The organism is Bradyrhizobium sp. i1.15.2, from assembly GCF_040548425.1.
In the GTDB taxonomy this organism is placed as follows: Bacteria; Pseudomonadota; Alphaproteobacteria; order Rhizobiales; family Xanthobacteraceae; genus Bradyrhizobium; species Bradyrhizobium canariense.
This window is the reverse complement of sequence record NZ_JBEPRQ010000050.1, coordinates 1-23824: the sequence shown is the minus strand read 5'-3', so window position 1 is coordinate 23824 and position 23824 is coordinate 1. Positions and strand designations below refer to the sequence as shown.

General features: G+C 64.6%; 23 protein-coding genes and 1 tRNA gene. 17 read left to right on the top strand and 7 right to left on the bottom strand.

Going from position 1 to position 23824, the window contains the following annotated elements; all coding sequences use genetic code 11:
* Positions 1–159: 159 nt before the first annotated feature.
* The 3 genes from ABIB80_RS38225 to ABIB80_RS38215 form a co-directional block, all read right to left on the bottom strand.
* Positions 160–411, bottom strand: coding sequence for a GCG_CRPN prefix-to-repeats domain-containing protein (locus ABIB80_RS38225; protein ID WP_007603074.1), 252 nt, complete (start codon positions 409–411; stop codon positions 160–162).
* Positions 412–626: 215 nt separating this feature from the next.
* Positions 627–1637, bottom strand: a complete 1011-nt coding sequence (locus tag ABIB80_RS38220; RefSeq protein ID WP_354129521.1) for an alpha/beta fold hydrolase — start codon at positions 1635–1637, stop codon at positions 627–629.
* A gap of 101 nt (positions 1638–1738) precedes the next feature.
* Entirely contained in the window at positions 1739–2437 is a 699-nt protein-coding gene (locus ABIB80_RS38215; protein ID WP_035994716.1) for a winged helix-turn-helix domain-containing protein, read from the bottom strand.
* A gap of 247 nt (positions 2438–2684) precedes the next feature.
* Here ABIB80_RS38215 and ABIB80_RS38210 point away from each other — a divergent pair, with 247 nt between their 5' ends.
* From ABIB80_RS38210 to ABIB80_RS38200, 3 genes are read left to right on the top strand one after another with little or no spacing between them, the layout of a single operon-like run.
* Entirely contained in the window at positions 2685–2993 is a 309-nt protein-coding gene (locus ABIB80_RS38210; protein WP_007603076.1) for an NIPSNAP family protein, read from the top strand.
* A gap of 37 nt (positions 2994–3030) precedes the next feature.
* Entirely contained in the window at positions 3031–3381 is a 351-nt protein-coding gene (locus tag ABIB80_RS38205) for an antibiotic biosynthesis monooxygenase family protein (protein WP_007603077.1), read from the top strand.
* Between the two features lie 51 nt (positions 3382–3432).
* The gene (locus tag ABIB80_RS38200; protein ID WP_354129520.1) at positions 3433–4242 is read left to right on the top strand and encodes an isocitrate lyase/PEP mutase family protein; all 810 of its coding nucleotides are present in this window, start codon (positions 3433–3435) and stop codon (positions 4240–4242) included.
* Between the two features lie 59 nt (positions 4243–4301).
* Here the strand turns inward: ABIB80_RS38200 and ABIB80_RS38195 are convergent, their stop codons facing one another.
* On the bottom strand, positions 4302–4694 hold the full coding sequence (locus ABIB80_RS38195) for a hypothetical protein (RefSeq protein ID WP_007603078.1): 393 nt from the start codon (positions 4692–4694) through the stop codon (positions 4302–4304).
* A gap of 164 nt (positions 4695–4858) precedes the next feature.
* Between ABIB80_RS38195 and ABIB80_RS38190 the strand changes: the two genes are divergently transcribed.
* A complete protein-coding gene (locus ABIB80_RS38190; RefSeq protein WP_354129519.1) occupies positions 4859–5509 on the top strand; it encodes a trimeric intracellular cation channel family protein in 651 nt (216 codons plus the stop codon).
* Positions 5510–5690: 181 nt separating this feature from the next.
* Here the strand turns inward: ABIB80_RS38190 and ABIB80_RS38185 are convergent, their stop codons facing one another.
* The gene (locus tag ABIB80_RS38185; RefSeq protein WP_354129518.1) at positions 5691–6917 is read right to left on the bottom strand and encodes a c-type cytochrome; all 1227 of its coding nucleotides are present in this window, start codon (positions 6915–6917) and stop codon (positions 5691–5693) included.
* Between the two features lie 280 nt (positions 6918–7197).
* On the opposite strand from ABIB80_RS38185, the gene ABIB80_RS38180 reads away from it, so the two are divergent.
* The 9 genes from ABIB80_RS38180 to ABIB80_RS38140 all read left to right on the top strand — a co-directional run bounded on the left by ABIB80_RS38180 (position 7198) and on the right by ABIB80_RS38140 (position 20375).
* Positions 7198–10689: an indolepyruvate ferredoxin oxidoreductase family protein gene (locus ABIB80_RS38180; protein WP_354129517.1), complete on the top strand. Its 3492-nt coding sequence runs from the start codon at positions 7198–7200 to the stop codon at positions 10687–10689.
* A 392-nt stretch (positions 10690–11081) separates the two neighbouring features.
* The gene (locus ABIB80_RS38175; RefSeq protein ID WP_354129516.1) at positions 11082–12239 is read left to right on the top strand and encodes a thiolase family protein; all 1158 of its coding nucleotides are present in this window, start codon (positions 11082–11084) and stop codon (positions 12237–12239) included.
* The gene (locus ABIB80_RS38170) at positions 12239–12628 is read left to right on the top strand and encodes a Zn-ribbon domain-containing OB-fold protein (protein ID WP_007603084.1); all 390 of its coding nucleotides are present in this window, start codon (positions 12239–12241) and stop codon (positions 12626–12628) included. Before ABIB80_RS38175 ends, ABIB80_RS38170 begins: the two co-directional genes overlap by 1 nt.
* A gap of 214 nt (positions 12629–12842) precedes the next feature.
* Complete coding sequence (locus ABIB80_RS38165) at positions 12843–13703, top strand: MaoC family dehydratase (protein WP_007603085.1); 861 nt, start codon at positions 12843–12845, stop codon at positions 13701–13703.
* Positions 13704–13885: 182 nt separating this feature from the next.
* A complete protein-coding gene (locus tag ABIB80_RS38160) occupies positions 13886–14764 on the top strand; it encodes an SDR family oxidoreductase (RefSeq protein WP_007603086.1) in 879 nt (292 codons plus the stop codon).
* Between the two features lie 28 nt (positions 14765–14792).
* Positions 14793–15746, top strand: a complete 954-nt coding sequence (locus ABIB80_RS38155; RefSeq protein WP_007603087.1) for a dihydrodipicolinate synthase family protein — start codon at positions 14793–14795, stop codon at positions 15744–15746.
* Between the two features lie 4 nt (positions 15747–15750).
* A complete protein-coding gene (locus ABIB80_RS38150; RefSeq protein WP_007603088.1) occupies positions 15751–16566 on the top strand; it encodes an NUDIX hydrolase in 816 nt (271 codons plus the stop codon).
* A gap of 80 nt (positions 16567–16646) precedes the next feature.
* Complete coding sequence (locus ABIB80_RS38145; RefSeq protein ID WP_007603089.1) at positions 16647–17561, top strand: DMT family transporter; 915 nt, start codon at positions 16647–16649, stop codon at positions 17559–17561.
* Positions 17562–17687: 126 nt separating this feature from the next.
* Entirely contained in the window at positions 17688–20375 is a 2688-nt protein-coding gene (locus tag ABIB80_RS38140) for a PAS domain S-box protein (protein ID WP_354129515.1), read from the top strand.
* A 97-nt stretch (positions 20376–20472) separates the two neighbouring features.
* Here ABIB80_RS38140 and ABIB80_RS38135 read toward each other — a convergent pair whose 3' ends face one another.
* Complete coding sequence (locus ABIB80_RS38135) at positions 20473–20823, bottom strand: GrlR family regulatory protein (RefSeq protein ID WP_007603093.1); 351 nt, start codon at positions 20821–20823, stop codon at positions 20473–20475.
* Between the two features lie 256 nt (positions 20824–21079).
* Between ABIB80_RS38135 and ABIB80_RS38130 the strand changes: the two genes are divergently transcribed.
* On the top strand, positions 21080–21577 hold the full coding sequence (locus ABIB80_RS38130) for a hypothetical protein (RefSeq protein WP_219684072.1): 498 nt from the start codon (positions 21080–21082) through the stop codon (positions 21575–21577).
* Positions 21578–21626: 49 nt separating this feature from the next.
* Here the strand turns inward: ABIB80_RS38130 and ABIB80_RS38125 are convergent, their stop codons facing one another.
* The gene (locus ABIB80_RS38125) at positions 21627–22010 is read right to left on the bottom strand and encodes a VOC family protein (protein WP_007603095.1); all 384 of its coding nucleotides are present in this window, start codon (positions 22008–22010) and stop codon (positions 21627–21629) included.
* Positions 22011–22188: 178 nt separating this feature from the next.
* On the opposite strand from ABIB80_RS38125, the gene ABIB80_RS38120 reads away from it, so the two are divergent.
* The 3 genes from ABIB80_RS38120 (at position 22189) to ABIB80_RS38110 (ending at position 23693) form a co-directional block, all read left to right on the top strand.
* The gene (locus ABIB80_RS38120; RefSeq protein WP_354129514.1) at positions 22189–22758 is read left to right on the top strand and encodes a hypothetical protein; all 570 of its coding nucleotides are present in this window, start codon (positions 22189–22191) and stop codon (positions 22756–22758) included.
* Positions 22759–22919: 161 nt separating this feature from the next.
* Positions 22920–23465, top strand: a complete 546-nt coding sequence (locus tag ABIB80_RS38115; RefSeq protein ID WP_354129522.1) for a hypothetical protein — start codon at positions 22920–22922, stop codon at positions 23463–23465.
* Positions 23466–23616: 151 nt separating this feature from the next.
* Positions 23617–23693, top strand: a tRNA-Arg gene (locus ABIB80_RS38110).
* Positions 23694–23824: the final 131 nt, after the last annotated feature.

Sequence of the window (23824 nt, the reverse complement as noted above, 5' to 3'; positions counted from 1 at the left end):
CAGACCCGAAGACACTCGGCCATCGGCTATATCAGCCCGGTCGAGATGGAGCTAAAATCGGCTTGATCCATGTCCACTTTTTTGGGGGAAGATCACTCAAAAAGAAAATGGCCGCGCAGGCTTTCGCCGCGCGGCCATTTCGCTATGCGAAGAACGAGATCAGAACGGGCGGCAGCGGCCGGCGTACCAGCGGAAGCCGTAGGGGCACACGCGCGCGCGCGGCACGACCACGACAGGGGCTGGCGCAACCACGATCGGACCCGGGCGGACAACGACCGGACCGCGCATCGGGCGGCAGCCGCCATAGGCGCCGCGATACCAGCCGGGGCCGCAACCGCCGGCGGCGCTGGCCGCCTCGCTGAAACCAACGACCGCGCTGGCGAGCATCACGGCGGCAAACAGGTATTTCATTTGATCTTCCTTCTCGTCCTTGGGGAGGTTTTGCGGGCAGGATTGGGGCAGCTTCTAGGAGGGCTTGGCGCTTTCGGCGCACCATGAATCAAAAGACACGATTCGACACGTTAAAATTCGCAACATGCCGACACGACGCGAGCCAAATCTGCCAATCATGACCTGAATGCGGCATGAACATTCCCCGCACGCGGCTCCGGACGACAGCAATGTCGCTAGCGGCCGAGAAAGCCCAGGACCAGCTCCTTGTACTTCTCCGGTGATTCCAGGAAGACGAGATGGCCGGTGTCCGGGATCACCTCGGCCCGCGCATTCGGCATCTTCGCGGCGAGTGCCTTCGCCAGCTCGGCGTTCTCTCCCATTTTCGCGCGCAGCGACTCCGGCGCGTTCGGCCGGCCCGGTGCGTTGTGGTCGTCGGCACCCATGATGAACAGCGTCGGCTCGGTGATCAGTGCGACCTCGTGCGCCACCGGCTCGCGATAGATCATCTGGCCGGAACTGACGAAGGCGCGCAGCCAGCGCGGATAATCAGGGCTGCCCTTGATGTTGAAGCGGGCATCGATGAACGGCGTAATCGCCTCCGCCGGCAGCTTGATCGCGTAATTGGTCTGCAGCTGCTTGCGATAGCCATCGGCCGTGAGCTTGTCCTCGGTCTCGATGATCTTCTCGGTCGGCGTCGGCGGCACATACAGGCGGTAGTCTTCCAGCCCGATCGGGGCCGTCAGAACAAGGTGAGCGACGCGGTCGGGATAGGCGCGCGCGATGCGGACGCCCAGCATGCCGCCGAGCGAATGGGCGACGATCTCGGCCTTGTCGACCCCGAGGTGATCGAGCAGCGCGATGGTGTTGCGCGCCAGATTGTCGAAATGCAGCTCGCCCGCCGGCTTGGAGGATTTGCCGAAGCCGATTTGGTCCGGCACCACGACGCGGTAACCGGCCTCGCTCAGCATCTTGATAACAGGCGCCCAGTAGCTCGACGGGAAGTTGCGCCCGTGCAGCAGCACGACGGTGCGGCCGTTCGGCTGCGCAGGCGGCACGTCCATATAGGCCATGCTGAGCTGCTCGCCATCATTGACAAGAGGCAGCACGTGCACGGGATAGGGATAGGCAAAGCCCTCGAGCGCGATGCCGTAAGGCTCGCGCGGGGCGGTGTCGGCGGCGCGGGTGGAGGTGAGCGGAGAGGCGATGAGGGCGGCGACGAGCGCGGCCCAAGCGAAGCGGTTCATGGAGTCTCTGAGGGTCATGGAACGATGGTTCGCATAATGACGTGGACGGCCGCGGGTCAAGCCCGGCCGCGACGAGAGACGTCGTTCACACGGAGTTGTGTCTAGTCCCGCCCGTCACCGAACAACGCGGCAAACTGCTTCTCGCCGGTTCGGGTGAAATTCACCACGCGGCTGCCGGGCGTAGCGTCGCGCGCGGCCCATTTCAGCTCGGCAAAACGCTGCATCATGGCGGCGCCCAGCGTGCCGGCGAGATGGTGGCGCCGCTCGCTCCAGTCGAGACAGGCCTTGCACACGGGGCGGCGGGGATGGGTGAGCATGTCGGGCGAGATCTGCAGATGCTTCGCCAGGAAGCGCTCGCCATCCGCCGTCAGCTCGATCTCCTGCTTCCTCTGCTTGACCAGGTTTTTCGCGCGCAGGGTGTCGAGCATCTGCACACCGAGATCGCCGGCGAGATGGTCGTAGCAGATCCGCGCTCGCCGCAACGCCGGATCCTTCGGCCCGGTGCGCACGCGCATGTGGCCGGTCCGTGCGGCGAGGCCCGCAAGGCCCTCCAGCACGCCGGCGACGTCGTCGTCGGTGAGGCGATAGTAGCGGTGGCGGCCTTGCTTCTCCGGCTCGATCAGGCCACCGGCCTCGAGCTTGGAAAGATGCGAGCTCGCGGTCTGCGGCGTGATGCCGGCCTCCTGAGCCAGCTCGCTCGCGGTGAGCGCGCGGCCGTTCATCAGCGCCGTGAGCATGTTGGCGCGTGCGGGATCGCCGACGAGCGAGGCGATCATGGCGATGTCTGGGCCTGATTTCATGCTTCGATGGTAGCCGAAGCATTGCGGTGGGGCAAGCGCGTAGCGTGGTGCTACATACACGTCATCGCGAGCGAACGGCGTAGCAAAACTGAAATCTCGATCCTCACCCCGAGGAGCGCGCTCTTGCGCGCGTCTTGAAGGGCGAGGCCACCGGCGGAGCCTTCGTCATTCGAGACGCTTGCTGCGCAAGCTCCTCAGGATGAGGAGCTGTCGCTTCGCTCGCGCAAACAAGGAAGAGGAAACTTAGATGTCCGTCACCGTCTTCATTCGCTACCAGCTCGATCCCTTCAAGCGCGCGCAGTTCGAGGAGTATTCGAAGCGCTGGCTCACCATCATCCCGAAATGCGGTGGCGATCTGATCGGCTATTTCATGCCGCACGAGGGCACCAACAACATCGCGTTTGCACTGATCACCTTCGAGAGTCTCGCTGCGTATGAGGCTTATCGCGCCCGGCTGCGTCAGGATACGGAAGGCATGGCGAACTTCCACTTCGCCGAGGAGCACAAATTCATCCTCGCGGAAGAGCGCACGTTTCTGCGCCAAGTGGTCTTGTAAGTGATATTGTAGGCCATCAACGACAGGAGAGACGCCCATGATCGCCGTGATCTTCGAGGTCTGGCCGAAGCCGGAACACCGCCAGGATTATTTCGACCTCGCGGCCGACCTCAAGCCGATCCTGCAAACCATCGACGGCTTCATCTCGGTCGAGCGTTTCGAGAGCCTGACCGACAAGGGCAAAATCTTGTCGGTGTCGTTCTGGCGGGACGAGGCGGCCGTGCAAGCCTGGCGCAACACGATGGAGCACCGCCGCACCCAGGCCAAGGGCCGCGCGAAAATCTTCGCCGATTATCATTTGCGTATCGCCAGCGTCATCCGTGACTACAGCATGAATGATCGCGAGCAGGCGCCGAAGGATAGCCGCGCGGTGCACGATGCGCACTAGCGCGCGCCGCGGCACGTCCCCATCTCTGCGCGGCCAACAAGGGAGAGAAACATGCACGTGACAACTGCTGACAAGCGCGCGACCTTCAGGAAGATGCACGAGAGCGGCTGCTTCATCCTGCCCAATCCGGTCGACGTCGGCAGCGCGAAAGCGTTGCAGCACCTCGGTTTCAAGGCACTCGCGTCGTCGAGTGCGGGCTTTGCCTGGACCATCGGCAAGGCCGACAACCACGTCTCCGTCGAGGACGTATGTCAGCATCTGGCGGCATTGAGCACGTCCGTCGACATCCCGGTGAACGCGGATTTCGAAGGCGGCTTTGCAGTCGAGCCGGACAAGGTCGCGGACAATGTCGAGCGCTGTGTGCGCACCGGCGTTGCCGGCCTGTCGATCGAGGATTCCACCGGCGACAAGGACAAGCCGATCTACGAGCGCGCGCTCGCAGTCGAGCGCATCAAGGCGTCGCGCAAGGCGATCGGCGATAGCGGCGCGCTGCTGGTTGGTCGCTGCGAGGCTTATCTGTGGGGCGTGACCGACCTCAAGCTCGTCATCGACCGGCTCACCGCTTACGCCGATGCCGGCGCCGATTGCCTCTACGCGCCGGGCCTGAAGAGCCGCGAGGACATCGCCGCGGTGGTGAAGGCTGTCGCACCCAAACCATTCAACCTGCTGATCGGCGGCTCCGGGCTGTCATTGCAGGAAGCTGCCGATCTCGGCGTGCGCCGGATCAGCGTCGGCGGTTCGCTCGCTCGCGCCGCCTGGGGCGGCTTCATGCGGGCCGCGAAAGAAATGGCGGAGAAGGGCACCTTCGCGGAGCTCGCGAGCGGCTATCCCGGCGGCGAGCTCAACAAGATGTTCAGCTAAAGACAAACGAAAGCGGCAGGATCTGAAATCCCGCCGCTGTCGCATATTGTTGCAAATCGTTACTTCGCGCCGTCGGCCGGTGCGGGCGTATCCGGGGTCGGCTTGCTCGGCGCGGCGCCCGTGGTCACGCCCGGCCCGGTGTTGGTGCGCGGCGTCACGTCGCGCATGCCGGGAGGTGCAGCCGGATTGGTAGCCGGCGCCTGCTGGGCGGTCTGCGTCGCCGGCGTGGTGCTCGCCTGGTTGCTGGTGCCGGTGTTGTTCAGGCCGTAGAACACGGCACCCAGCACCAAGGCGATGGCCACGGCGAACAGGGCTACTTTGCCGCTGGAGGCGGGGCCTTCGCCAAGCTCCGGGTCGACCTGGAGCTGGGCATCCCGTCGCGCCGCATTGCGATACTCATCATCGGCGAGATTCGGGCGATACGGATCGTTGATAAAACGGTCGTCAGCCATCGATTGGTTCTCCTCGATTATTGCGGCGGGACAACCCGTGGATGCGAGATTCTGTTCCGCCCTCCTTAATGCTTTCGTCGCATGTTGCGCCCGCGGCGGGAATCGGGAACCTGTTCGCTGGGGAACCTGAAGCGTAAGCTCCGCTGACGGAAGGGAACAAAGCGATGTGGAGCTTGCCGCCGAGCGATAGCGTGCTGCATCTGTTGTCGCTGGTCGCGGTCGCGGCGCAAGGCATGACGGCCGCGCTCGCTGCCGGCCGCCGCAGCATGGATTGGCTCGGCGTCTGCTTCCTCGGCTGCATCACGGCGCTCGGCGGCGGCACCTTGCGCGATCTCTTTCTCGGTCATTATCCGCTGGCCTGGGTGCAAAATCCCATCTACCTCGCACTGGCCGGCGGCGCCGCCTTCCTCACCATCCTGATGGCCCGGCTGGTGCACCGGCTGAAATTGGCCTTCATCGTGCTCGATGCTATCGGCCTCGTCGTCTTCACCATGACCGGCTGCGACATCGCCTGGCAGATGGATGCCACGCTGCCGATCGTCATCGTCTCCGGCATGGTGACCGGTTGCGCCGGCGGCGTCTTGCGGGACGTGCTCTGCAATGACGTGCCGTTGCTGTTCCGCTCCGAGCTCTATGCCAGTGTCTCGGTGGTGACGGGACTGTTCTATGCGACCGCCTTTGGCCTCAAGCTGAACGCCGAGCTCTGGACCATTTTGACGTTCGTCCTCGGCATCAGTTTTCGCCTGCTGGCGGTGCGCTACAAATGGGAAATGCCGAAATTCGTGTTCACGGAAGAGGAGGAGGAGGAGCGGTAGGTCTTCTTTCTTACCTCGCCCCGCTTGCGGGGAGAGGTCGACGCGCGAAGCGTGGCGGGTGAGGGGGCTCTCCGCGAGTCCAAGTGTCACGATTGTCGCCGAAGCAGCCCCTCACCCCAACCCTCTCCCCGCAAGAACGGGGCGAGGGAGCGTACCGTCGCGGCCGCGCGAGGTTCGTTCGTTACGGCTCCTGCTTCCGCGCCTTTGCGACCTGCGCCGGCGTCACCAGCGGAGCGGCGTTGCCCCAGGAGTTGCGGATGTAGTTCGTCACCGCCGCGACCTCTTGGTCGGAGAGCTGGTTGGAATAGGCCGGCATCTCCCCGGTGTTGGGCGCGCGCGGCGTGGTCACGGTGTGGGCGCCGTCGAGGATGATCCGCAAGGTCGAGGACGGATTGACCGATTGCAGCAGCGCGTTGGCAGGCAGCGGCGGATAGATGCGCGGTGCGCCGGATCCGTCGGCCTCATGGCAGGCGATGCAGAGCTTGGCGTAGACGGCTTGGCCGGCCTTCATCTCGGGATCGTCAGGCGGCGTCACGATCGTCTCACGCCGCGCCGGCGGCAGGTCCTTCAGGTAAACCGCGATCGCGCGCACGTCGGCATCGCTCATCTTCGAAGTCGAGTTGACGACCACCTCTGCCATCAGCCCGCTGGCATGGCTCCTGGCGTTGCGCCCGCTCTGAAGATATTCCGTGACGTCCTCGACGCTCCACGATTTCAGCCCGGTGCGGGCGGCGCCATCGAGCCGTGGCGCGTACCAGCCGCCGACCTCGTTGCCCGCGAGTGCCTGCGCCTGCTTGTCCGCGCCAAAATAGTTCTTCGGCGTGTGGCAGGCGCCGCAATGGCCGAGCCCGGTGACGAGATAGCCGCCCCGATTCCACACCGCGCTCTGGCTCTGGTCCGGCTCGAACAGCCCGGGCTTGAAATACACCATGTTCCAGATCCGCATCAGGCCGCGATGGCTAAACGGCCAGCGTAGCTCCGGCGGCTTGTTGCGGCTCGTGACGGCCGCGAGCGTTCCGAGATAGGCGCGGATCGCTAGTGTGTCGTCTTTCGTCATCCGCGTGAAATAGGGGTAGGGGAAAGCCGGGTAATAGTTCGAGCCGTCGGGCGCGACGCCGGTGCGCACGGCGCGGGTGAAGTCGGCGTCGGTCCAGCCGCCGATGCCGGTGTCGCGGTCCGGCGTCAGGTTCGGCGCGTAGATCGCGCCGAACGGCGTGTCGATGCGCTTTCCGCCCGCGAACGGTTTGGCGGGATCGACGGTGTGGCAGCCGGCACAGTCGCCGGCCTCCACCAGCGCCTTGCCGGTGGCGATCAGCTCCGGTGAAGGCTCGGCAGCGACGGCCGCGCTCGCAACCGCACTGCACAACGCCAGACCCACGAGAGCCAGGCCAGCCAGAATCGTCCGCATCGAAAGCCTCTCCTGCGCCCCATCGACGCCGTCCCGGATGACCGGGCGTCAATTCGTTGCGCGACGGCGGGGGTATGGTGACACAAAATGAAAATCGCGGATGCCAATGCAGCCACGAAATTGCGATTTTTACCCGGCGCTGCCTTTGGTCCAGAATTGTGATGCGGAGCGTGAAATATCCGACATAGAGTGGCGGAAATGGTCGGCGCGCCCTAGCTAAAAACAACGGGCAGGCAACGGCTTAAGCAGCCAAGCGCTCAAAAGGGCGGAAGAGGACATAATGGGCATCAACCAGGGTCCGATCAGTCTCGATCAGAAATACACCCAGGACACCGGACATATTTTCACGACCGGCATTCAGGCCCTGGTCCGCCTGCCGATGGCCCAGATCCGGCGCGACCGTGCCGCGGGGCTGAACACCGCGGGCTTCATCTCCGGCTATCGCGGCTCGCCGCTCGGCGGCTACGACCAGCAGCTCTTCGCCGCGCGCAAGCATCTCGAGCAGTACAACATCAAGTTCCAGCCCGGCGTGAACGAAGATCTGGCCGCGACCGCGGTCTGGGGCTCGCAGCAGCTCAACCTCTCGCCCGGCGCCAAGTATGACGGCGTGGTCGGCATCTGGTACGGCAAGGGCCCCGGCGTCGATCGCTGCGGCGACGTCTTCCGCCACGGCAATGCCGCGGGCTCGGCCAAGAACGGCGGCGTCTTGTGTCTCGCCGGCGACGACCACGGCGCAAAATCCTCGACGGTCCCGCATCAGTCCGACCACGCCTTCATGTCGGCGCTGATGCCCTATCTCTATCCCTCGAGCGTCCACGAGATGATCGAGATGGGTCTTCTCGGTATCGCGATGTCGCGCTATTCGGGCTGCTGGGTCGGCATGAAAGTGATCACGGAGACGGTGGAGACCACCGCCGAGATCGACCTGACCGACGAGATGACGCCGTTCGTGATCCCGACCGATTTCGAGATGCCCGAAGGCGGCCTCAATCTGCGCTGGCCCGACGACCGCTTCGCCCAGGACCGCCGCCTGCAGGACTACAAGGGCTTTGCCGCGATCGCCTTTGCGCGCGCCAACAAGGTCAATCGCATCACGATGGACTCGCCGAACGCGCGCTACGGCATCATGGCGTCCGGCAAGAGCTACGAGGATATCCGTCAGGCGCTGCGCGAGCTCGGTATCACCCCCGAGGTCGCCGCCAAGATCGGACTTCGATTGTACAAGATCGGCATGCCCTGGCCTCTGGAGCCGGAAGGCGTCAGGCAATTCGCCGTGGGCCTCGAGGAAATCTTCATCATCGAAGAGCGCCGCGAGATCGTCGAAAATCAAGTGAAGCAGGAGCTGTTCAACTGGCGCGACGATGTCCGTCCCCGGATCATCGGAAAGATGGACGACCACGACAAGCGCTTCCTCCCCTTTGCCGAAGAACTCAGCGTCGCCTCACTGGCCAGCTCGCTCACCGAGCGTCTGCTTCGACTTGATCTCAATCCCGAAATTGCAACGATGCTGCGCGCCAAGGCCGATTGGTTCAACGGCCGCCAGGCGTCGCAAATGCAGGCGACCGCGCCTGTCGCCCGCACCCCGTATTTCTGCTCCGGCTGCCCGCACAACACATCGACCAAGGTGCCCGAAGGCAGTCGCGCCTTTGCCGGCATCGGTTGCCACTTCATGGCCCTGTGGATGGATCGCTCGACCGAGACCTTCACACACATGGGCGGCGAGGGTGTGCCGTGGGTCGGCGTTGCCCCCTTCACCAAGGAAGAGCACGTGTTCGCCAATCTCGGCGACGGCACGTATTTCCACTCCGGCAGCCTCGCGATCCGCCAGGCGATCGCCTCCGGCGCCAACATCACCTACAAGATCCTCTATAACGACGCGACCGCGATGACCGGCGGCCAGCATGTCGACGGCGAATTGTCGCCGCAGCAGATCACCTTCCAGCTTCACAGCGAAGGCATCCGCGAGATCTATCTGGTCTCGGAAAATCCCGACGCCTATCCGGCGAACGAGATCGCGCCCGGCGTCAAGACCGCGCACCGTGACGAGCTCGATGCGGTCCAGAAAACCCTGCGCAAGGTCAAGGGCGCGTCCGCCATCGTCTTCGTGCAGACTTGCGCCGCCGAGAAGCGCCGCCGCCGCAAGCGTGGCACGATGGAGGATCCTGCGCGCCGTGTGCTCATCAATCCCGCGGTGTGTGAAGGCTGCGGCGATTGCTCGGTGCAATCGAACTGCATTTCGGTCGAGCCGCTGGAGACCGAGTTCGGCCGCAAGCGCGCGATCAACCAGTCGACCTGCAACAAGGATTATTCCTGCGTCAAAGGCTTTTGCCCGTCCTTCGTCACCGTCGACGGCGGCAAGATGCGCAAGCGCGCGCCGGCGGGCGTCGGCGATATTGGCGCGCTGCCCGAGCCGGCATCGCGCCCGAACCTGGACAAGCCCTACAACATCGCCGTCGGCGGCGTCGGCGGGACCGGCGTGCTGACCATCGGCGCGCTGCTCGGCATGGCCGCCCATATCGAGGGCAAGGCCTCGATGATCCTCGACATGTCGGGTCTGGCGCAAAAGGGTGGGGCGGTGCTGAGCCACGTCCGCCTGTCTGATCATCCGGCCGAGGTGACCTGCTCGCGCATCGTCACCGGCACGGCCGATGTCGTGCTCGCAGCCGACGAGGTGGTCGCGGTTGCCAAGGACACCATCTCGCTCTGCGACAGCAGCCGCACCCGCGGCATCATCAACAGCCACGTCATTCCCACCGCCGACTTCGTCCTCAACCGCGATTTCAACTTCCAGACCCGCAAGCTGAACGGGTTGCTGGAGACCGCGCTGCACAAGGATTCGGTATTCTTCGACTTCACCAAGCCGGCCGAACAGCTGCTCGGCGACAGCATCGCCACCAACATGATGATGATGGGCTACGCCTATCAGAAGGGCCTCTTGCCGTTGTCGGCGGACTCGATCGAGCAGGCGATCGAGGTCAACGGCGTCTCGATCAAGATGAACAAGGAGGCCTTCCGCCTCGGCCGCCTCGCGGTCGCCGACCCCCAGCGCCTCGCCGATATGCTGAAGGGAACGGACGAGGCCGTTGCGCCCAGGACCCTGGACGCCATGACGCTCGACGAACTCGTCGAGCACCGCGCCAAGCATCTCACCGCCTATCAGAACGGCCGGCTGGCCAAGCGCTACCGCAAGCTGGTGGACCAGGTCAGCGACGCCGCCAGGCAGGGCGGCTATGACGAGGCGCTGACGCGCGCCGTTGCGGTCAACTACGCGAAACTGCTGGCCTACAAGGACGAATACGAGGTTGCGCGCCTCTACACCGATGGCGCGTTCGAAAAGCAGCTCCGCGACCAGTTCGAGGGCGACTTCAAGTTCAACTTCAACCTGGCACCGCCTATTCTCAGCAGGGGCGTCGATGCGCTCGGCCGCCCGAAAAAGCGCGCCTTCGGCCCGTGGATGCTTCCGGTGTTCCGCGTGCTGGCAAAATTCAAGTTCCTGCGCGGTACGCCGCTCGACATCTTCGGTCGCAGCGCCGACCGCAAGCTCGAACGCGATCTGATCACCGGCTACGAGAAGGACGTCGCCACTGTGCTCGGCCTGCTGTCGCCGCTCACGATCGACACCGCGGTGGAGCTGCTGTCGTTGCCCGACCGCATCCGCGGCTACGGCCCGGTGAAGGAGAAGGCCGTAGCGGATGCCAAGGCCCGCTACGCCCAGCTCGCCGCCGACCTCGCGAACCCGCCGCCGGCTCCGCGGCAGATCGCGGCGGAGTAGAATTTTCGTGGGTGGACTCGCTAATCCACCCACCAAATTCCTGTTTGAAATCAACCACCGGTCTACTGTGCATCGGGTTGTTTTCGCAGAAAAGTGTGTTCCGATAAAACGAAACCGCTTGTGCCGTCGGGCAAAACACCTTTAGGGTTCTGCCCGTCGTTCCCGTCATTGCGAGCGTAGCGAAGCAATCCAGAAATGCGTCCGCGGAAAGATTCCTGGATTGCTTCGCTGCGCTCGCGTGACGATTCCGGAAGCAGAGGCCCTCCCACCGCACCTCGGCCATTTGCGCGAACCCGCTGCTCTCTCGCCCGGCGGAATATTTCCGCGCTTGCCAACAGGGCAGCAGCGGTTCAGAAAAAACTGGAAGTGAGAAACGCCAGCGGAGACCTTATTTGACCATCAAGGGCAAAGCCTACATTTCCGGGATCTACGAACACCCGACCCGGCATGCGCCGGACAAATCCACCGCCCAGCTCCATGCCGAGGTCGCCAAGGGCGCGATCGAGGATGCCGGGCTCAGCAAGGACGATGTCGACGGCTATTTCTGCGCGGGCGACGCCCCGGGCGGCGCCTGGCCGATGGTCGATTATCTCGGCCTGAACACCAAGAAACTCCGCCATGTCGATTCCACCGAGACCGGCGGCTGCTCCTACATCATCCATCTCGGCCACGCCGCCGAAGCGATCGCCGCGGGCAAGTGCTCGGTCGCGCTGATCACGCTGGCCGGCAAGCCGCGTACCGGGGCGATGCCGCCGCGCGCGGCCGGCGCCGAGGCCGATTTCGAGACGGCTTACGGCGCGAGCACGCACAATGCCTACGGCATGTGTGCCATGCGTCACATGCACGACTACGGCACCACCAGCGAGCAGCTCGCCTGGATCAAGGTCGCGGCCTCGCACCACGCGCAATACAATCCGCATGCGATGCTCAAGGACGTCGTCACCGTCGAGGACGTCCTGAACTCGCCGATGATCTCCGATCCCTTGCATCGCATGGATTGCTGCGTCGTCTCCGACGGCGGTGGCGCGCTGATCGTGACCACGCCCGAGATCGCAAAAAGTCTGAAGAAGCCGCTGGTCAGACTGATTGGCCACGGCGAGGCGATGAAGGGCCCGCGCGGCGGCAAGGATCTCGACCTCACTTACTCCGCCGGCATCTGGTCCGGCCCGCGTGCCTTCGAGGAAGCCGGCATCACGCCGAAGGACATCAAATACGCCTCGATCTACGACAGCTTCACCATCACCGTCTTGATGCAGCTCGAAGACCTCGGCTTCTGCAAGAAAGGCGAGGGCGGCAAGTTCGTCGCCGACGGCAATCTGATCTCGGGCGTCGGCAAGCTGCCGTTCAACACCGACGGCGGTGGCCTCTGCAGCAACCATCCCGTCAACCGCGGCGGCATGACCAAGATCCTCGAGGCCGTGCGGCAGCTGCGCGGTGAGGCGCATCCGAAGGTGCAGGTCAAGAATTGCGATCTCGCCATCGCCCACGGCACCGGCGGGCTTCTCGGCGTCCGCCACGCCGCCTCGACTGCGATTCTGGAGCGCGTGTGATGAGCGAAGCCAAGAAATATCCGGCCCCGGTGACGAACCCTGAGACAGCGGCGTTCTGGGACGCGGCCAAAGAGGGCAAGTTCATGATCAAGCGCTGCACCGCCTGCGGCGAAGCGCATTACTTCCCCCGCGCGATCTGCCCGTTCTGCTACTCCGACAAGACGGTGTGGGAGGAGTCTTCGGGCGAAGGCACGATCTACACTTACAGCTTGATGCGGAAGTCGCCGACCGGTCCTTACGCGATCGGCTACGTCACGCTGAAGGAGGGGCCGTCGCTCCAGACCAATTTCGTCGATTGCGATCTGACGACGTTGAAGATCGGCCAGAAGGTGAAGGTGGTGTTCAAGCCGACGGACGGGGCGCCGCTGCCGTTCTTCACGCCGGCGTAGTAGGCGCGGCGAGTTCTTCCCTTCTCCCCTTGTGGGGGAAGGTGGCGCGAAGCGCCGGATGAGGGGTATCTCTCCACAGAGAGATTGTTCGATGAGGAGCGAACCCCTCACCCAAACGAGTTTGTTGCGGGCACCTTGTAGCCCTCTGCCACAAGGGGAGAGGGCGCAACAATGGGCGCCGCTCAGCTGAAGCTGCCGGGAGGAAACAACAAAAATGTCCGCCAGATACGACGAACTCAAAGGCCTCAAGAACCTCGGCCAGAAATATGCCTACACCGACCGCGAAGTGATGCTCTATGCCTACGGTATCGGCCTCGGCGCCGATCCGATGGACGAAAACGAGCTCGCCTTCGTCAACGAGGGCACGCTGACGCCGCGACCGCTCAAGGTGGTGCCGACCTTTGCGTCCGTTGCGGCGTGGGGCGCGGGTCCGGGCGAGATGAACCTCAACCGCGTGATGGTGGTCGACGGCGAGCGCGACATCACCTTCCACCAGCCGCTGCCGGTCGCCGCGCACATCACCGCCGATTCCTCCGTTGTCGAAGTCTACGATAAAGGCAAGGACAAGGGCGTCGTCATCAGCCACCAGACCGTGCTCAAGAACGAGAAGGGCGAGAAGCTGGCAACGCTGGTCGCCTCGCGCTTCGCCCGCGGCGACGGCGGCTTTGGCGGGCCGAACCTGACCCAGCCGGATCCGCACAAGATCCCGTCGCGCGCACCCGACACGACCATCGACATCGTGACGCGTCCCGACCAGGCGCTGGTCTATCGCCTCTGCGGCGACCGCAACCCGCTGCACTCCGACCCTGAGTTCGCGAAGAAAGCCGGCTTCCCGCGTCCGATCCTGCACGGCATGTGCACCTACGGCATCACCTGCCGCGGCGTGCTCCAGACCTATGCCGACTACGATGCCTCCGCCTTCCGCCAGCACGTCGCGCGGTTCTCCTCGCCGGTCTATCCCGGCGAGACCGTGACCATGGACCTCTGGAAGGACGGCAGCGTGATCTCGTTCGAAGCCAAGGTGAAGTCGCGCGGCGTCACCGTGATCAAGAACGGCAAGACGGTGTTGGGTTAGCAACACGCGACGGCCGTCGTCTCCCTCGCCCCGCACTTGCGGGGAGAGGGCGGGGTGAGGGGCTCTCACCACGAGCCGAGACGGTATTGAGACCTGTACCCCCTCACCCGGATCGCAAGGGCGATCCGACCTCTCCCCGCAAGCGGGGCGAGGTAAGAAAAACAAAACCAGGGAGAGCCACCATGGGACTACTCGACGGGAAGGTTGCGCTGATCACCGGCGCGGGCGGGGGGCTCGGTGAGGCCTACGCGAAGCTGTTCGCGCGGGAAGGGGCCTCCGTCGTCGTCAACGACCTCGGCGGGCCCCGTGACGGCTCCGGCGCCGACACATCGATGGCGCAGCTCGTGGTGGATGCGATCAAGGCCGAAGGCGGCAAGGCCGTTGCCAATCGCGCCGACATCTCCACGATGGAAGGCGGCCAGTCGGTGTTCGACGACGCCATCAAGCATTTCGGCCGCGCCGACATCCTCGTCAACAATGCCGGCATTCTGCGCGACCAGACCTTCGCCAAGGCCTCTGAGTCCGACTGGGACAAGGTCATTAAGGTGCATCTGAAGGGCACCTTTTGTTGCACCATGCCGGTGTTTCGCTGGATGCGGGAAAACGGCGGTGGCGTCATCGTCAACACCTCCTCGACCTCGGGCCTGATCGGCAATTTCGGCCAGAGCAATTACGGCGCGGCCAAAGGGGGCATCTGGGGCCTGTCCAACGTGCTGGCGATCGAGGGGCGCAAATACAACATCCGGATCTGGACGCTTGCGCCGGGCGCGCTGACCCGCATGACCGCAGACCTGCCCCGCTATAAGGAGAACCCCGGTGCGGCGCTGGGGCCGGACGGCATCGCGCCGGCCGTGCTATACATGGTCAGCGATTTGTCGGGCGACCAGACCGGCAAGGTGCTGGGCGTGTCCGGGCCCCGCGGCGTGCGCGAAATGCGGATGATGGAAATGGACGGCTGGAAGCCGCCGCACACGGGCTGGAACGCCCAGGACATCGCCGATCATGCCAAGGAGATCTTCTTCTCCGAAGAGCAGATCAAGATGGGGGCGCGGCGGTTTTAGGCATCGACAGAGAGAAACAAGGACAACGATGAAGCTCACCGCCGACGCCAAGGGCACCTTCGCAATCGCGCCGACGCCGTTCCACGATGACGGCCGGATCGACGAGCGCTCGATCGACCGCCTGACCGATTTCTACGAGGAGGTCGGCTGCGACGGCGTCACGGTGCTGGGGATCCTCGGTGAGGCGCCGAAGCTCGATGCCGCCGAGGCCGAGCAGGTGGCGGTACGCTTCGTCAAGCGAGCCAAGAAGATGCAGGTGATCGTCGGCGTCTCCGCGCCGGGTTTTGCCACCATGCGCTCGCTGGCGAAGGCCTCGATGGAGGCCGGTGCAGCCGGTGTGATGATCGCGCCGCCGCCGTCGTTGCGGACCGACGACCAGATCATCGGCTATTACAAGCAGGCGGCCGATGCCATCGGCCCCGACGTGCCCTGGGTGCTCCAGGACTATCCGCTGACCTTGTCGGTGGTGTTCACCCCCGCCGTGATCCGCAAGATCGTCACCGACAATCCGAACTGCGTCATGCTCAAGCACGAGGACTGGCCGGGGCTGGAAAAGATCTCGACGCTGCGCAATTTCCAGAAGGACGGCTCGCTGCGGCCGCTCTCGATCCTCTGCGGCAATGGCGGGCTCTTTCTGGACTTCGAGATGGAGCGCGGCGCCGACGGCGCCATGACCGGCTATGCCTTCCCCGAACTCCTGATCGACGTCGTGCGACTTTCGAAGGAAGGCAAGCGCGACGCCGCGCATGATCTGTTCGACGCGCATCTGCCGCTGATCCGCTATGAACAGCAGCCCGGCGCGGGCCTTGCCGTGCGCAAATACGTGCTGCAGAAACGCGGCATCATCGCCTCCAGCGCCCAGCGCAAGCCCGGCGCCACCATCACGCCGACGGCGAAGGCAGAGGTCGAGTACCTGCTGTCGCGAGTCGCCCGCGTCGACAAGCGCGCAAATCTCGGCTCGCAATCCAGCGCGGCAGGTTAATCGAATGGCCGAGGCATCAGCATCACGCCCTGCGTCGACGATCCTCCTGCTGCGCGACGGCGCGAAGGTCGACGGCAAGAGCCGCGACGAAATTGAAGTCTTCATGATGGTCCGCCATCATCAGATCGAGTTCAATTCGGGCGCGCTGGTGTTTCCCGGCGGCAGCGTCGATGCCGGCGATCAGGAGATCGTCGCCCGCTCCGATCTGTATTCGGGCGGCGAGGGACTGAGTGAAGCGGACCGCGGATTTCGGATCGCCGCGATCCGCGAGACCTTTGAGGAAAGCGGCATCCTGCTGGCGCGCTCGAAGGACTCGGGCACGCCTGTTGACGCCAAGCGCGCCGGCGAAATCGCGGATGCGCATCGCGTGGCGCTCAACGAGCACAAGATCAGCTTCCTGAGCATTCTGGCCGATAACGGCCTCCAGCTCGCGCTCGATACGCTGGTGCCTTACGCGCACTGGATCACGCCCGAGGGGATGCCAAAACGTTTCGATACCTGGTTCTTCCTTGCGGCGGCACCGCCCGACCAGCTCGGCGCGCATGATGGCCGGGAGTCGACCGACTCGATCTGGGTCTCGCCGCGCGAGGCGGTGGAGGGAGGCGAGAGCGGCCGCTTCAAGCTGCCGTTCCCGACCACGCGCAATCTGATCCGGCTCGCCAAGCAGGGAAGCGTGAGCGCGGCGCTGGAGCACGCCCGCGGCATGTCCGTCGTGACGGTGATGCCTGTCATGACCAAGACCGAAACCGGTCGTCAGCTCCGCATTCCCCGCGAGGCCGGCTATGACGGTGAGGTGTTCGAGGTCGGGGCGCTCGGCTAGAACACTTCGACACACAACGAAGTATCGGCGAGGGCAGACGCGCTAGGTTCCGTCCCTGACAACGGGATCGAGCGCGCGACATGGACAACCGACAGGACAACAACATTGCCGTCGAGCTGGCGTTGCTGCTCGCGCTGGCGACGCTGTGGGGCGGCTCCTACACCTTCATCAAGCTCGGCGTCGCCACCATTCCGCCGATCACGCTGATCGCGGCGCGCACCACGATTGCGGGCCTCCTGCTGCTCGCGATCATGTGGGCGCGAGGCATCAGGATGCCGACGGATGCCGCGACCTGGCAACGCTTCGCCTTCCAGGCCGTGCTCAACAGCGTGATCCCCTGGACGTTGATCGCCTGGGGCGAGCGGCACGTCGATGCCGCGCTCGCGACCATCCTCAACTCGGCCGGCCCGATCTTCACCTTCCTGCTCACGGCCCTAGTGACGCGTCACGAGGCGACGACACCGCGAAAGCTGGTTGGCGTGGTTGCCGGCATGGCCGGCATCCTGCTGATCGTCGGCGTCGACGCCGTCCATGATGTCGGAAGCGGCCTCGTCGCGGAGGCCGCTATCGTTGCCGCCACCATCTGCTACGCCTGCGCCGCGATCTTCGGCCGCAGCTTCAAGGGCCTCGATCCCATGGCGCCCGCGGCCGGCTCGCTGCTGGCGGGGGCGGCGGCGCTGGTCCCGGCCTCGCTCATCGTCGAGCAGCCCTGGACACTGTCGCCCTCGCTGAGTTCCGTGCTGGCGCTGCTCGCGCTGGCGACATTCTCGACCGCCGCGGCCTTCGTGATCTATTTCCGCCTGATCCAGATCCTGGGCTCGGTCGGCACCACGGCGCAGGCTTATCTCCGCGTGCCGATCGGGGTTGCCATCAGCGTCGCCTTCCTCGGCGAGAGCCTGAGCCGGACCGCCTGGATCGGCCTTGCCTGCGTTGTTCTCGGCGTCGCCGCCATGACCATCCCGGCCCGGCGGCCGGCCGACGTCAAAACGTCATAAAAGCCGAGGCGGCGGGGGTCCGGCAGGGCTGCAATATTAAGGATATTCGGCGGCGAGACGCATGTTCCCCCGGGACCGCAATACGTCGTATATTGGAGCTCCAATAGCCGGGTCCTCACATCACCAATGTCCGCCGAATTGACGCCGACCCCTGAGAAAAAGCGAACATTCTCGCTCTCCATCGGCCAGCTCACGTTCGGCAGCTTCCTTCTGGTGCTGGCGGTGATCATCGTCACCTCGACCGCGAGCGTGATCGCGATCCGGCACATCGACACGACCTTTGCCGAGCTGCAGCGGCTGCAGAGCGTCGGCGACCTCGCCGAGGACATCGACCGCCGCATGAACGAGCTGCGGCTCGCCGCGCGCGACTTCGTCACCGATCCCGGCGCCGGCATCCAGTTCAAGCAGGTGGGCGAGGCGGCCTCGACGCTCAGCGACATCCTGAAGAAGACCCGCATCGAGCTCGTGCCCGAGCAGCAGGACATGATCGACGGCGTCAGCGAGCGGCTTGCGACCTATCGCAGCGGGCTGGAGCGGATCTCGACGCTGATCGACCGCCGCGCCCAGCTGCTTGCCGGCCTGCCGCCGCTCCGTGACCAGTTCGACGCGGCTGTCTCTGGCACTGCGGACCGAGAGCTGGCGTCCCGCTTGTCGGAAGCGCAGAGCCGGATCGCGCTCGGGTTGCTTGCGCGCAACCCGTCTGCGGCTGAGCAGGCGGCGCAGAGCATGCGAGCGATGGGCGTCACTGATCCCAAGCTCAGATCGGCGGTCAACGACTACGCCGAGGCGATCATCGCGGTCGCTGTCCGTGAACGGCAGATCGCCGACATCGATCGCGAGGTGCTGGGAACCGAGGGCCGGCTGATCGGCCGCGTCACCGAATTGCTGCGCGAGGTCAGCGCCCGGCGCGGTCACGTGCTGTCGCGCGACTTTGCCCGTACGCTGACGGAGGCGCGCTGGGAGAGCATCGTGCTCGGTACCATCGGTGTGCTGATCGGTATTCTCGCGGCCGGCTTCGTGGTGCGGCGGACAGTCCGTCCGCTCGCCCAGATCGCGCGGTCGATCCGCGCGCTCGCAGCCGGCGAGAAGAACACCTCGATCCCGTCCGCCGATCTCGACAATGAGATTGGCGACATCGCGCGGGCGGCCGAAGTGTTCCGCCGCGCGCTGGAGGAGGCCGACACGGCGCGCGAGGCGGCGGTGCGCGCACTGACCGAGCAGCGCCTCGCCGAAGAGAGCTACCGGAAACTGTTCGAGGGCTCGGTCGATGGCATCTATGTCACGACGCCGGCCGGCGACCTCCTCAATGCCAATCCGGCGCTGGCGCGGATGATGGGCTACGACAGCCCGCAGCAGCTGATCGACAGCATCAACGACATCGCCCACACAATCTACGTCAATCCCGAGGCGCGCGTCGAATATCAGCGGCTGATGGCACGCGACGGCATGGTGCGCGAGTTTGAGTACCAGGTGCGCCAGCGCGGCGGCGACATCCTGTGGCTGTCCGACAGTGCCACCGGCGTCCGCGACGAGGCGGGCAACATCGTCCGCTACGAGGGCACGCTGCGCGACATCACCGACCAGAAGCGCGCGGAAGACGCCATCGCCGAAGGACGGCGCCTGCTCCAGCAGGTCATCGACACCGTGCCCGCGGTCATCAACGTCAAGGACCGCGACCTGCGCTACGTGCTGATGAACCGCTACATGGCCGGCATCTTCGGCATCGAGCCCGGCGATGCGCTCGGCCGCACCACGGCCGACCTGATGTCTCGCTACGGCGCGGCCAAGTCCGACGAGAGCGACAAGCGCGTGCTGACGCTGCGAAAAGGTCTCGGCTTCTACGAAGAGGAGTACATTGATTCGTCCGGCCACATGCGGCAATGGCTCGTCAACAAGCTGCCGCTGCTCGATGCCGAAGGCGAGATCGAGCGGATCGTGACCGTGGCGCTCGACATCGGCGAGCGCAAGCGCGGCGAGCAGGAGATGCGGAAGGCTAAGGAATCCGCCGAGACCGCGCTGCGCAATCTGCGCGAGACCCAGGCCTCGCTGATCGAGGCGGAGAAGCTGGCGGCGCTCGGGCGCCTCGTCGCCGGCGTCGCGCACGAAGTCAACAATCCCGTCGGCATCAGCCTCACGGTCGCCTCCGCGCTGGAGCGCAAGACCGCGATGTTCACCGCCGAGGTCGAGCGTGGCGAGCTGCGCCGCTCCACGCTCAACGACTTTCTCCATACCAGCCGCGACGCGTCCTCGCAGCTCGTCTCCAATCTCAACCGCGCCGCCGAGCTGATCCAGTCGTTCAAGCAGGTTGCCGCCGACCGCAACTATTCGGACCAGCGCAGCTTCGATCTCGGTGACCTCACCGAGCAGGTGGTGATGAGTCTGCGGCCGGGCCTGCGCAAGCACAATCTGACGCTCAACGTCGAGTGCCAGCCTGATCTGACCATGAACAGCTATCCTGGACCGTACGGGCAGGTGCTCACCAATCTGTTTCTCAACGCGGTGGCGCACGCCTTCCCGGACGGTCGGCCGGGGACCATCGACATCCAGGTGCGCGAGTCCGGCAAGGACAATGTCGAAATCATCTTCTCCGACAATGGCTGCGGCATGTCGCTCGACGTCCGCCGCCGTGCCTTCGATCCGTTCTTCACGACGCGGCGCGACCAGGGCGGCACCGGCCTCGGGCTGCACATCGTCTACAGCATCGTCACGAACAGGCTCGGTGGACGGCTCGATCTGGATTCCGAACCGGGCAGCGGCACACGCATCCAGATCATCCTGCCGCGCGTGGCGCCGCTCGAGCAGGCCGCGGAATAGCTCGAGCATTTCGAGCGAAGTAGATGCCGGTTCGCGTGAAGAAAGCGCGTCGAAACAACAATCAGAGCTTCGGTCGATTCAATTAAAACCCGAAGTTCTAGTCGGCCTCTGCAAGCTTGTGCAGCGTCGCGCCGAAAATCTGGCTGGCCTTGCCGACCAGCGCGGTGCCCGTCATGTCCCCGCGCGTCTCCGTGAAGGTGCCGCTGACGCCGATGCCGACCGCGGCCGGCCCGCCGAACAGCGGATTGTCGTCGCCCCGCGGCGAGGTGTGACGCTGGACCAGCACCTCACCCTTGAAGGTGTTGTCCTTCACCGTGTAGCTGCCGGTGTAATAGAGGTAGGCATCGCCGCCAAGAATCTTGCCGTCGCGAAAAAGGATCACGCCGCTGCCCTTGCCGACCCGACCATCGAGCAGGTTCACGTGAATCGAATAGAGGCCGTTCTTCATAACGTCCCGAGGCCGGCCGCCATCGCCCAATGGCGTAACCGGTAGGCATTTATGCCAAAGCGCATGCGGCCACGCAACGCGGGAGTTTGGCTGCCGGCCTTGCGAGCCTGTCCGTGAGCCGTAGTTGTCCCGGCTTGTCTATGACACCGCCATGACGGTCTGATTATGAAGCGAGGCCAGTCGTTGCGAATCAAGTTGGCCCGCGAAATGCATAACCATTGTTGCACTGGCCGCGGGGTGCTGGAGCAAGACAAACGTGAGCAACTGGATCGATTCCGGCGGCGAGGAGCCGCGTCTGTACAGTGTGCGTCCCACGATTTGCGAAACACGACAACAGCGGATTGGCGGCGCGGTACGCTGGCGAACCGTGGCGAGCCTCGCTTGCGCCCTGGCCTTGATCGCACTCGCACCCCCCTTCGGGCACGCGCGCGACCGCGGCCAGTTCGTCAACACCAATGCCGAATTGAAGGCCTGGTTCGACGGACTGCGAAGCGGCAAGGGGCCTTGCTGCTCCGATGCAGACGGCTCGGCACTCTCAGACACCGACTGGGACAGCAAGGACGGGCACTATCGGGTCCGCGTCCCGCGCTATGGCTACGTGATCGACGGCCGACCGCAGGAGCTCGTCTGGGTCGAGGTGCCAGAGGAGGCCGTGATCTCGGAGCCGAACCGGGTGGGACGCACTATGGTCTGGCCGATCTACGGCTACATGGGCGTGGCCATCCGCTGCTTCATGCCCGGCAGCATGACTTAGGCGCGCGGGGCCGCACGTCGCCCGGTGCGCCGATGCGGCGCGCGCCGTGTCAGGTATATTTCTTGTCGCGCTCGAGCAGCTCGATGGAGATGCCTTCGGGGCCGCGGATGAAGCAGATGCGCACGCCGGGGCGGATCGTGGTCGGTTCGCGCGTGAAGGTGACGCCCTTGGCCTTGATCTCGGCGGCGACGGCGTCGATGTCCTTCACCGTGAGACCGAAATGGTCGAGCCCCTGATGCGGGTGCGGCGGCGGCGGGTTGACCGCGTTGTCGCCCTCGAGTGGCGCAATGAAGATCCTTGCGCCTCCAAGATTCACGTCGATCCGTCCGGGCGCTTGCACGATCTCGCCACCAAGGATGTCCCGCAGCCACGCCGCCGTGGCCTCCGGATCGGGGCTGCGCAGATGGACGTGATCCCAAGTGACGACTGGCATTTCATGTTCTCCCGACGGGTCTTGATGTTGCAGCGCATGTTAGCCGCCTCGGCCGGTGACCGCCACCGCTCTTGCCGACTCGCCAGTGCGCGGGAACCTTAGTTCGTCTTCCGGATTAAGGTAAGCAATGGCGGAATCCGTTGTCGAACGTGCTTCGGCCGCGATCGGTGAGGCAACCATGAACGCTGGGTTTGACCGCATCGGGTTAGGGCGTTTCGCCGGGACCGGCGAACGACTGGCGCGGGCGGTGACGATCGCGAGCGTTTCAGTTGGGCGAGGCCTGCTGTGGCTGTTGGCGGCCATCATCGTCGGTTGCGGCGTCTGGATGCTGCTCCCTGTTTCCAGAGGCAACAGTGCCGAACCGGTGAGGTCTGACGTGGCAGCGGTCGAGACGGCGCCTTTGGGCGATGCGGCCGCCCCGTCGTCGCCTTCCGAAGCTCAGATTCCGACAATGGCAGAACTCGGTCGGATCAGGATTTCATCTCAGACCTGGCGCCGCGGCGGCCTTGGCTCGAAGGCGCTGGTGACGCTCACGCTCCGCAACGACAATGACTATGCCGTAAAGGATGTCGAGATCGTCTGCGCTTTTGCGCGGCGCGATGGCAGTCATCTCACCGACCGCAGCCGCGTTCTGGCTGATACGGTCGGCATGAAGAGCCGCAAGACTTTTGCGCGCATTCCTGTCGGCTTCGTCAACGTGAATGCCGATCAGGCGAAGTGTTCGCTTGTGGCAGCACGCCGGACCTAAGGCCGGCATTTTCCGGTAGCGGAAAAGTTACTGTCCTGGGGGCTTGGGCAAAAAACTTGGCGTCGCCATTTGAACCGAACGGCTGGGCCAGGAACCAATTAAATGATCGCCCGTTAAGGCGGAGAGCCCACGCGGGGATGCGACGGGCGGAGCGTGGCCAAATGCCCATTTTTCGGTATTTCTTCTTTGTCGGTGGAGCCTTGCTCGCACTGCTGTTCGCGGCGAACTCCGTTCTGCCGACTTCGCCTGTGACGCAGGCTGTCGCAACCGCAAGCAACGAACAGCCTTTGATCCGGATCCGGTCCGATCGCCACCTGCCGGAGCGCGTCGTTCTCGACACCAGTCAGCCGACGCTTGCCGCCCCTGCGGTGAAGATCGCCGCCGTCGCGGCTCCCCAGCCGCCCGTGGAGAGCATGTCTCCGGCTTTGGCCGAGATTTCAGCCAAGGCACGGGTCCGCGAGACGTTCGCCCAATTCACGCCGGCCGCGAAGGCCAATACCGCTGCCGCCAAGAGGACCGAAGCCAAGACGCAAATTCAGCCGCAAGTTCAGGCGCAGGCCCAGCTTCCTCAGGCCCAGCCCCCTCGGCCCCCGGCGCAGCAGCCCAAGCGCAAGGTCGCCAGAACGCGTCCGATGCCGCAGCAAGGTGGGCCGATGATGGTGATGGCGCAGCAGCCGCATTTCGGCTTCTTCAACAGCACTTGGTAAGAGCGGGTCCGACCCTTCTCGAATCCGGCGGGAAGGGCTTTTTATTGGCCGGCCTCTCTGCTAATTCGAACCCATCCGAACGTCGTCCGGCCTGCTGGCTCGCCAGCAGCGATCTGGGGCGTCTCGGTTGCGGCCCATTGCCTGGGCCAGGGCGCTCGTAGCTCAGCTGGATAGAGCATCGGATTTCGATTCCGAGGGTCGGGAGTTCGAATCTCTCCGAGCGCGCCAATTCCGGACATGTCCAGACCGGAGACATAGGTAACGGGTCGTACCTAAGACATGGGTGACAACCTCGTGCCGAACGGGTTGTCGAGGGGTTTCAAAGTCGTTTACTCCAAAAGTCGATCCAGTTTGAGGCC

Excerpts from the sequence above, each read along its gene's own strand:
- ABIB80_RS38225 (WP_007603074.1), bottom strand. The coding sequence starts at position 411 with ATGAAATACCTGTTTGCCGCCGTGATGCTCGCCAGCGCGGTCGTTGGT.
- ABIB80_RS38220 (WP_354129521.1), bottom strand. The coding sequence starts at position 1,637 with ATGAACCGCTTCGCTTGGGCCGCGCTCGTCGCCGCCCTCATCGCCTCT.
- ABIB80_RS38215 (WP_035994716.1), bottom strand. The coding sequence starts at position 2,437 with ATGAAATCAGGCCCAGACATCGCCATGATCGCCTCGCTCGTCGGCGAT.
- ABIB80_RS38210 (WP_007603076.1), top strand. The coding sequence starts at position 2,685 with ATGTCCGTCACCGTCTTCATTCGCTACCAGCTCGATCCCTTCAAGCGC.
- ABIB80_RS38205 (WP_007603077.1), top strand. The coding sequence starts at position 3,031 with ATGATCGCCGTGATCTTCGAGGTCTGGCCGAAGCCGGAACACCGCCAG.
- ABIB80_RS38200 (WP_354129520.1), top strand. The coding sequence starts at position 3,433 with ATGCACGTGACAACTGCTGACAAGCGCGCGACCTTCAGGAAGATGCAC.
- ABIB80_RS38195 (WP_007603078.1), bottom strand. The coding sequence starts at position 4,694 with ATGGCTGACGACCGTTTTATCAACGATCCGTATCGCCCGAATCTCGCC.
- ABIB80_RS38190 (WP_354129519.1), top strand. The coding sequence starts at position 4,859 with ATGTGGAGCTTGCCGCCGAGCGATAGCGTGCTGCATCTGTTGTCGCTG.
- ABIB80_RS38185 (WP_354129518.1), bottom strand. The coding sequence starts at position 6,917 with ATGCGGACGATTCTGGCTGGCCTGGCTCTCGTGGGTCTGGCGTTGTGC.
- ABIB80_RS38180 (WP_354129517.1), top strand. The coding sequence starts at position 7,198 with ATGGGCATCAACCAGGGTCCGATCAGTCTCGATCAGAAATACACCCAG.
- ABIB80_RS38170 (WP_007603084.1), top strand. The coding sequence starts at position 12,239 with ATGAGCGAAGCCAAGAAATATCCGGCCCCGGTGACGAACCCTGAGACA.
- ABIB80_RS38165 (WP_007603085.1), top strand. The coding sequence starts at position 12,843 with ATGTCCGCCAGATACGACGAACTCAAAGGCCTCAAGAACCTCGGCCAG.
- ABIB80_RS38160 (WP_007603086.1), top strand. The coding sequence starts at position 13,886 with ATGGGACTACTCGACGGGAAGGTTGCGCTGATCACCGGCGCGGGCGGG.
- ABIB80_RS38155 (WP_007603087.1), top strand. The coding sequence starts at position 14,793 with ATGAAGCTCACCGCCGACGCCAAGGGCACCTTCGCAATCGCGCCGACG.
- ABIB80_RS38150 (WP_007603088.1), top strand. The coding sequence starts at position 15,751 with ATGGCCGAGGCATCAGCATCACGCCCTGCGTCGACGATCCTCCTGCTG.
- ABIB80_RS38145 (WP_007603089.1), top strand. The coding sequence starts at position 16,647 with ATGGACAACCGACAGGACAACAACATTGCCGTCGAGCTGGCGTTGCTG.
- ABIB80_RS38140 (WP_354129515.1), top strand. The coding sequence starts at position 17,688 with ATGTCCGCCGAATTGACGCCGACCCCTGAGAAAAAGCGAACATTCTCG.
- ABIB80_RS38135 (WP_007603093.1), bottom strand. The coding sequence starts at position 20,823 with ATGAAGAACGGCCTCTATTCGATTCACGTGAACCTGCTCGATGGTCGG.
- ABIB80_RS38125 (WP_007603095.1), bottom strand. The coding sequence starts at position 22,010 with ATGCCAGTCGTCACTTGGGATCACGTCCATCTGCGCAGCCCCGATCCG.
- ABIB80_RS38120 (WP_354129514.1), top strand. The coding sequence starts at position 22,189 with ATGAACGCTGGGTTTGACCGCATCGGGTTAGGGCGTTTCGCCGGGACC.
- ABIB80_RS38115 (WP_354129522.1), top strand. The coding sequence starts at position 22,920 with ATGCCCATTTTTCGGTATTTCTTCTTTGTCGGTGGAGCCTTGCTCGCA.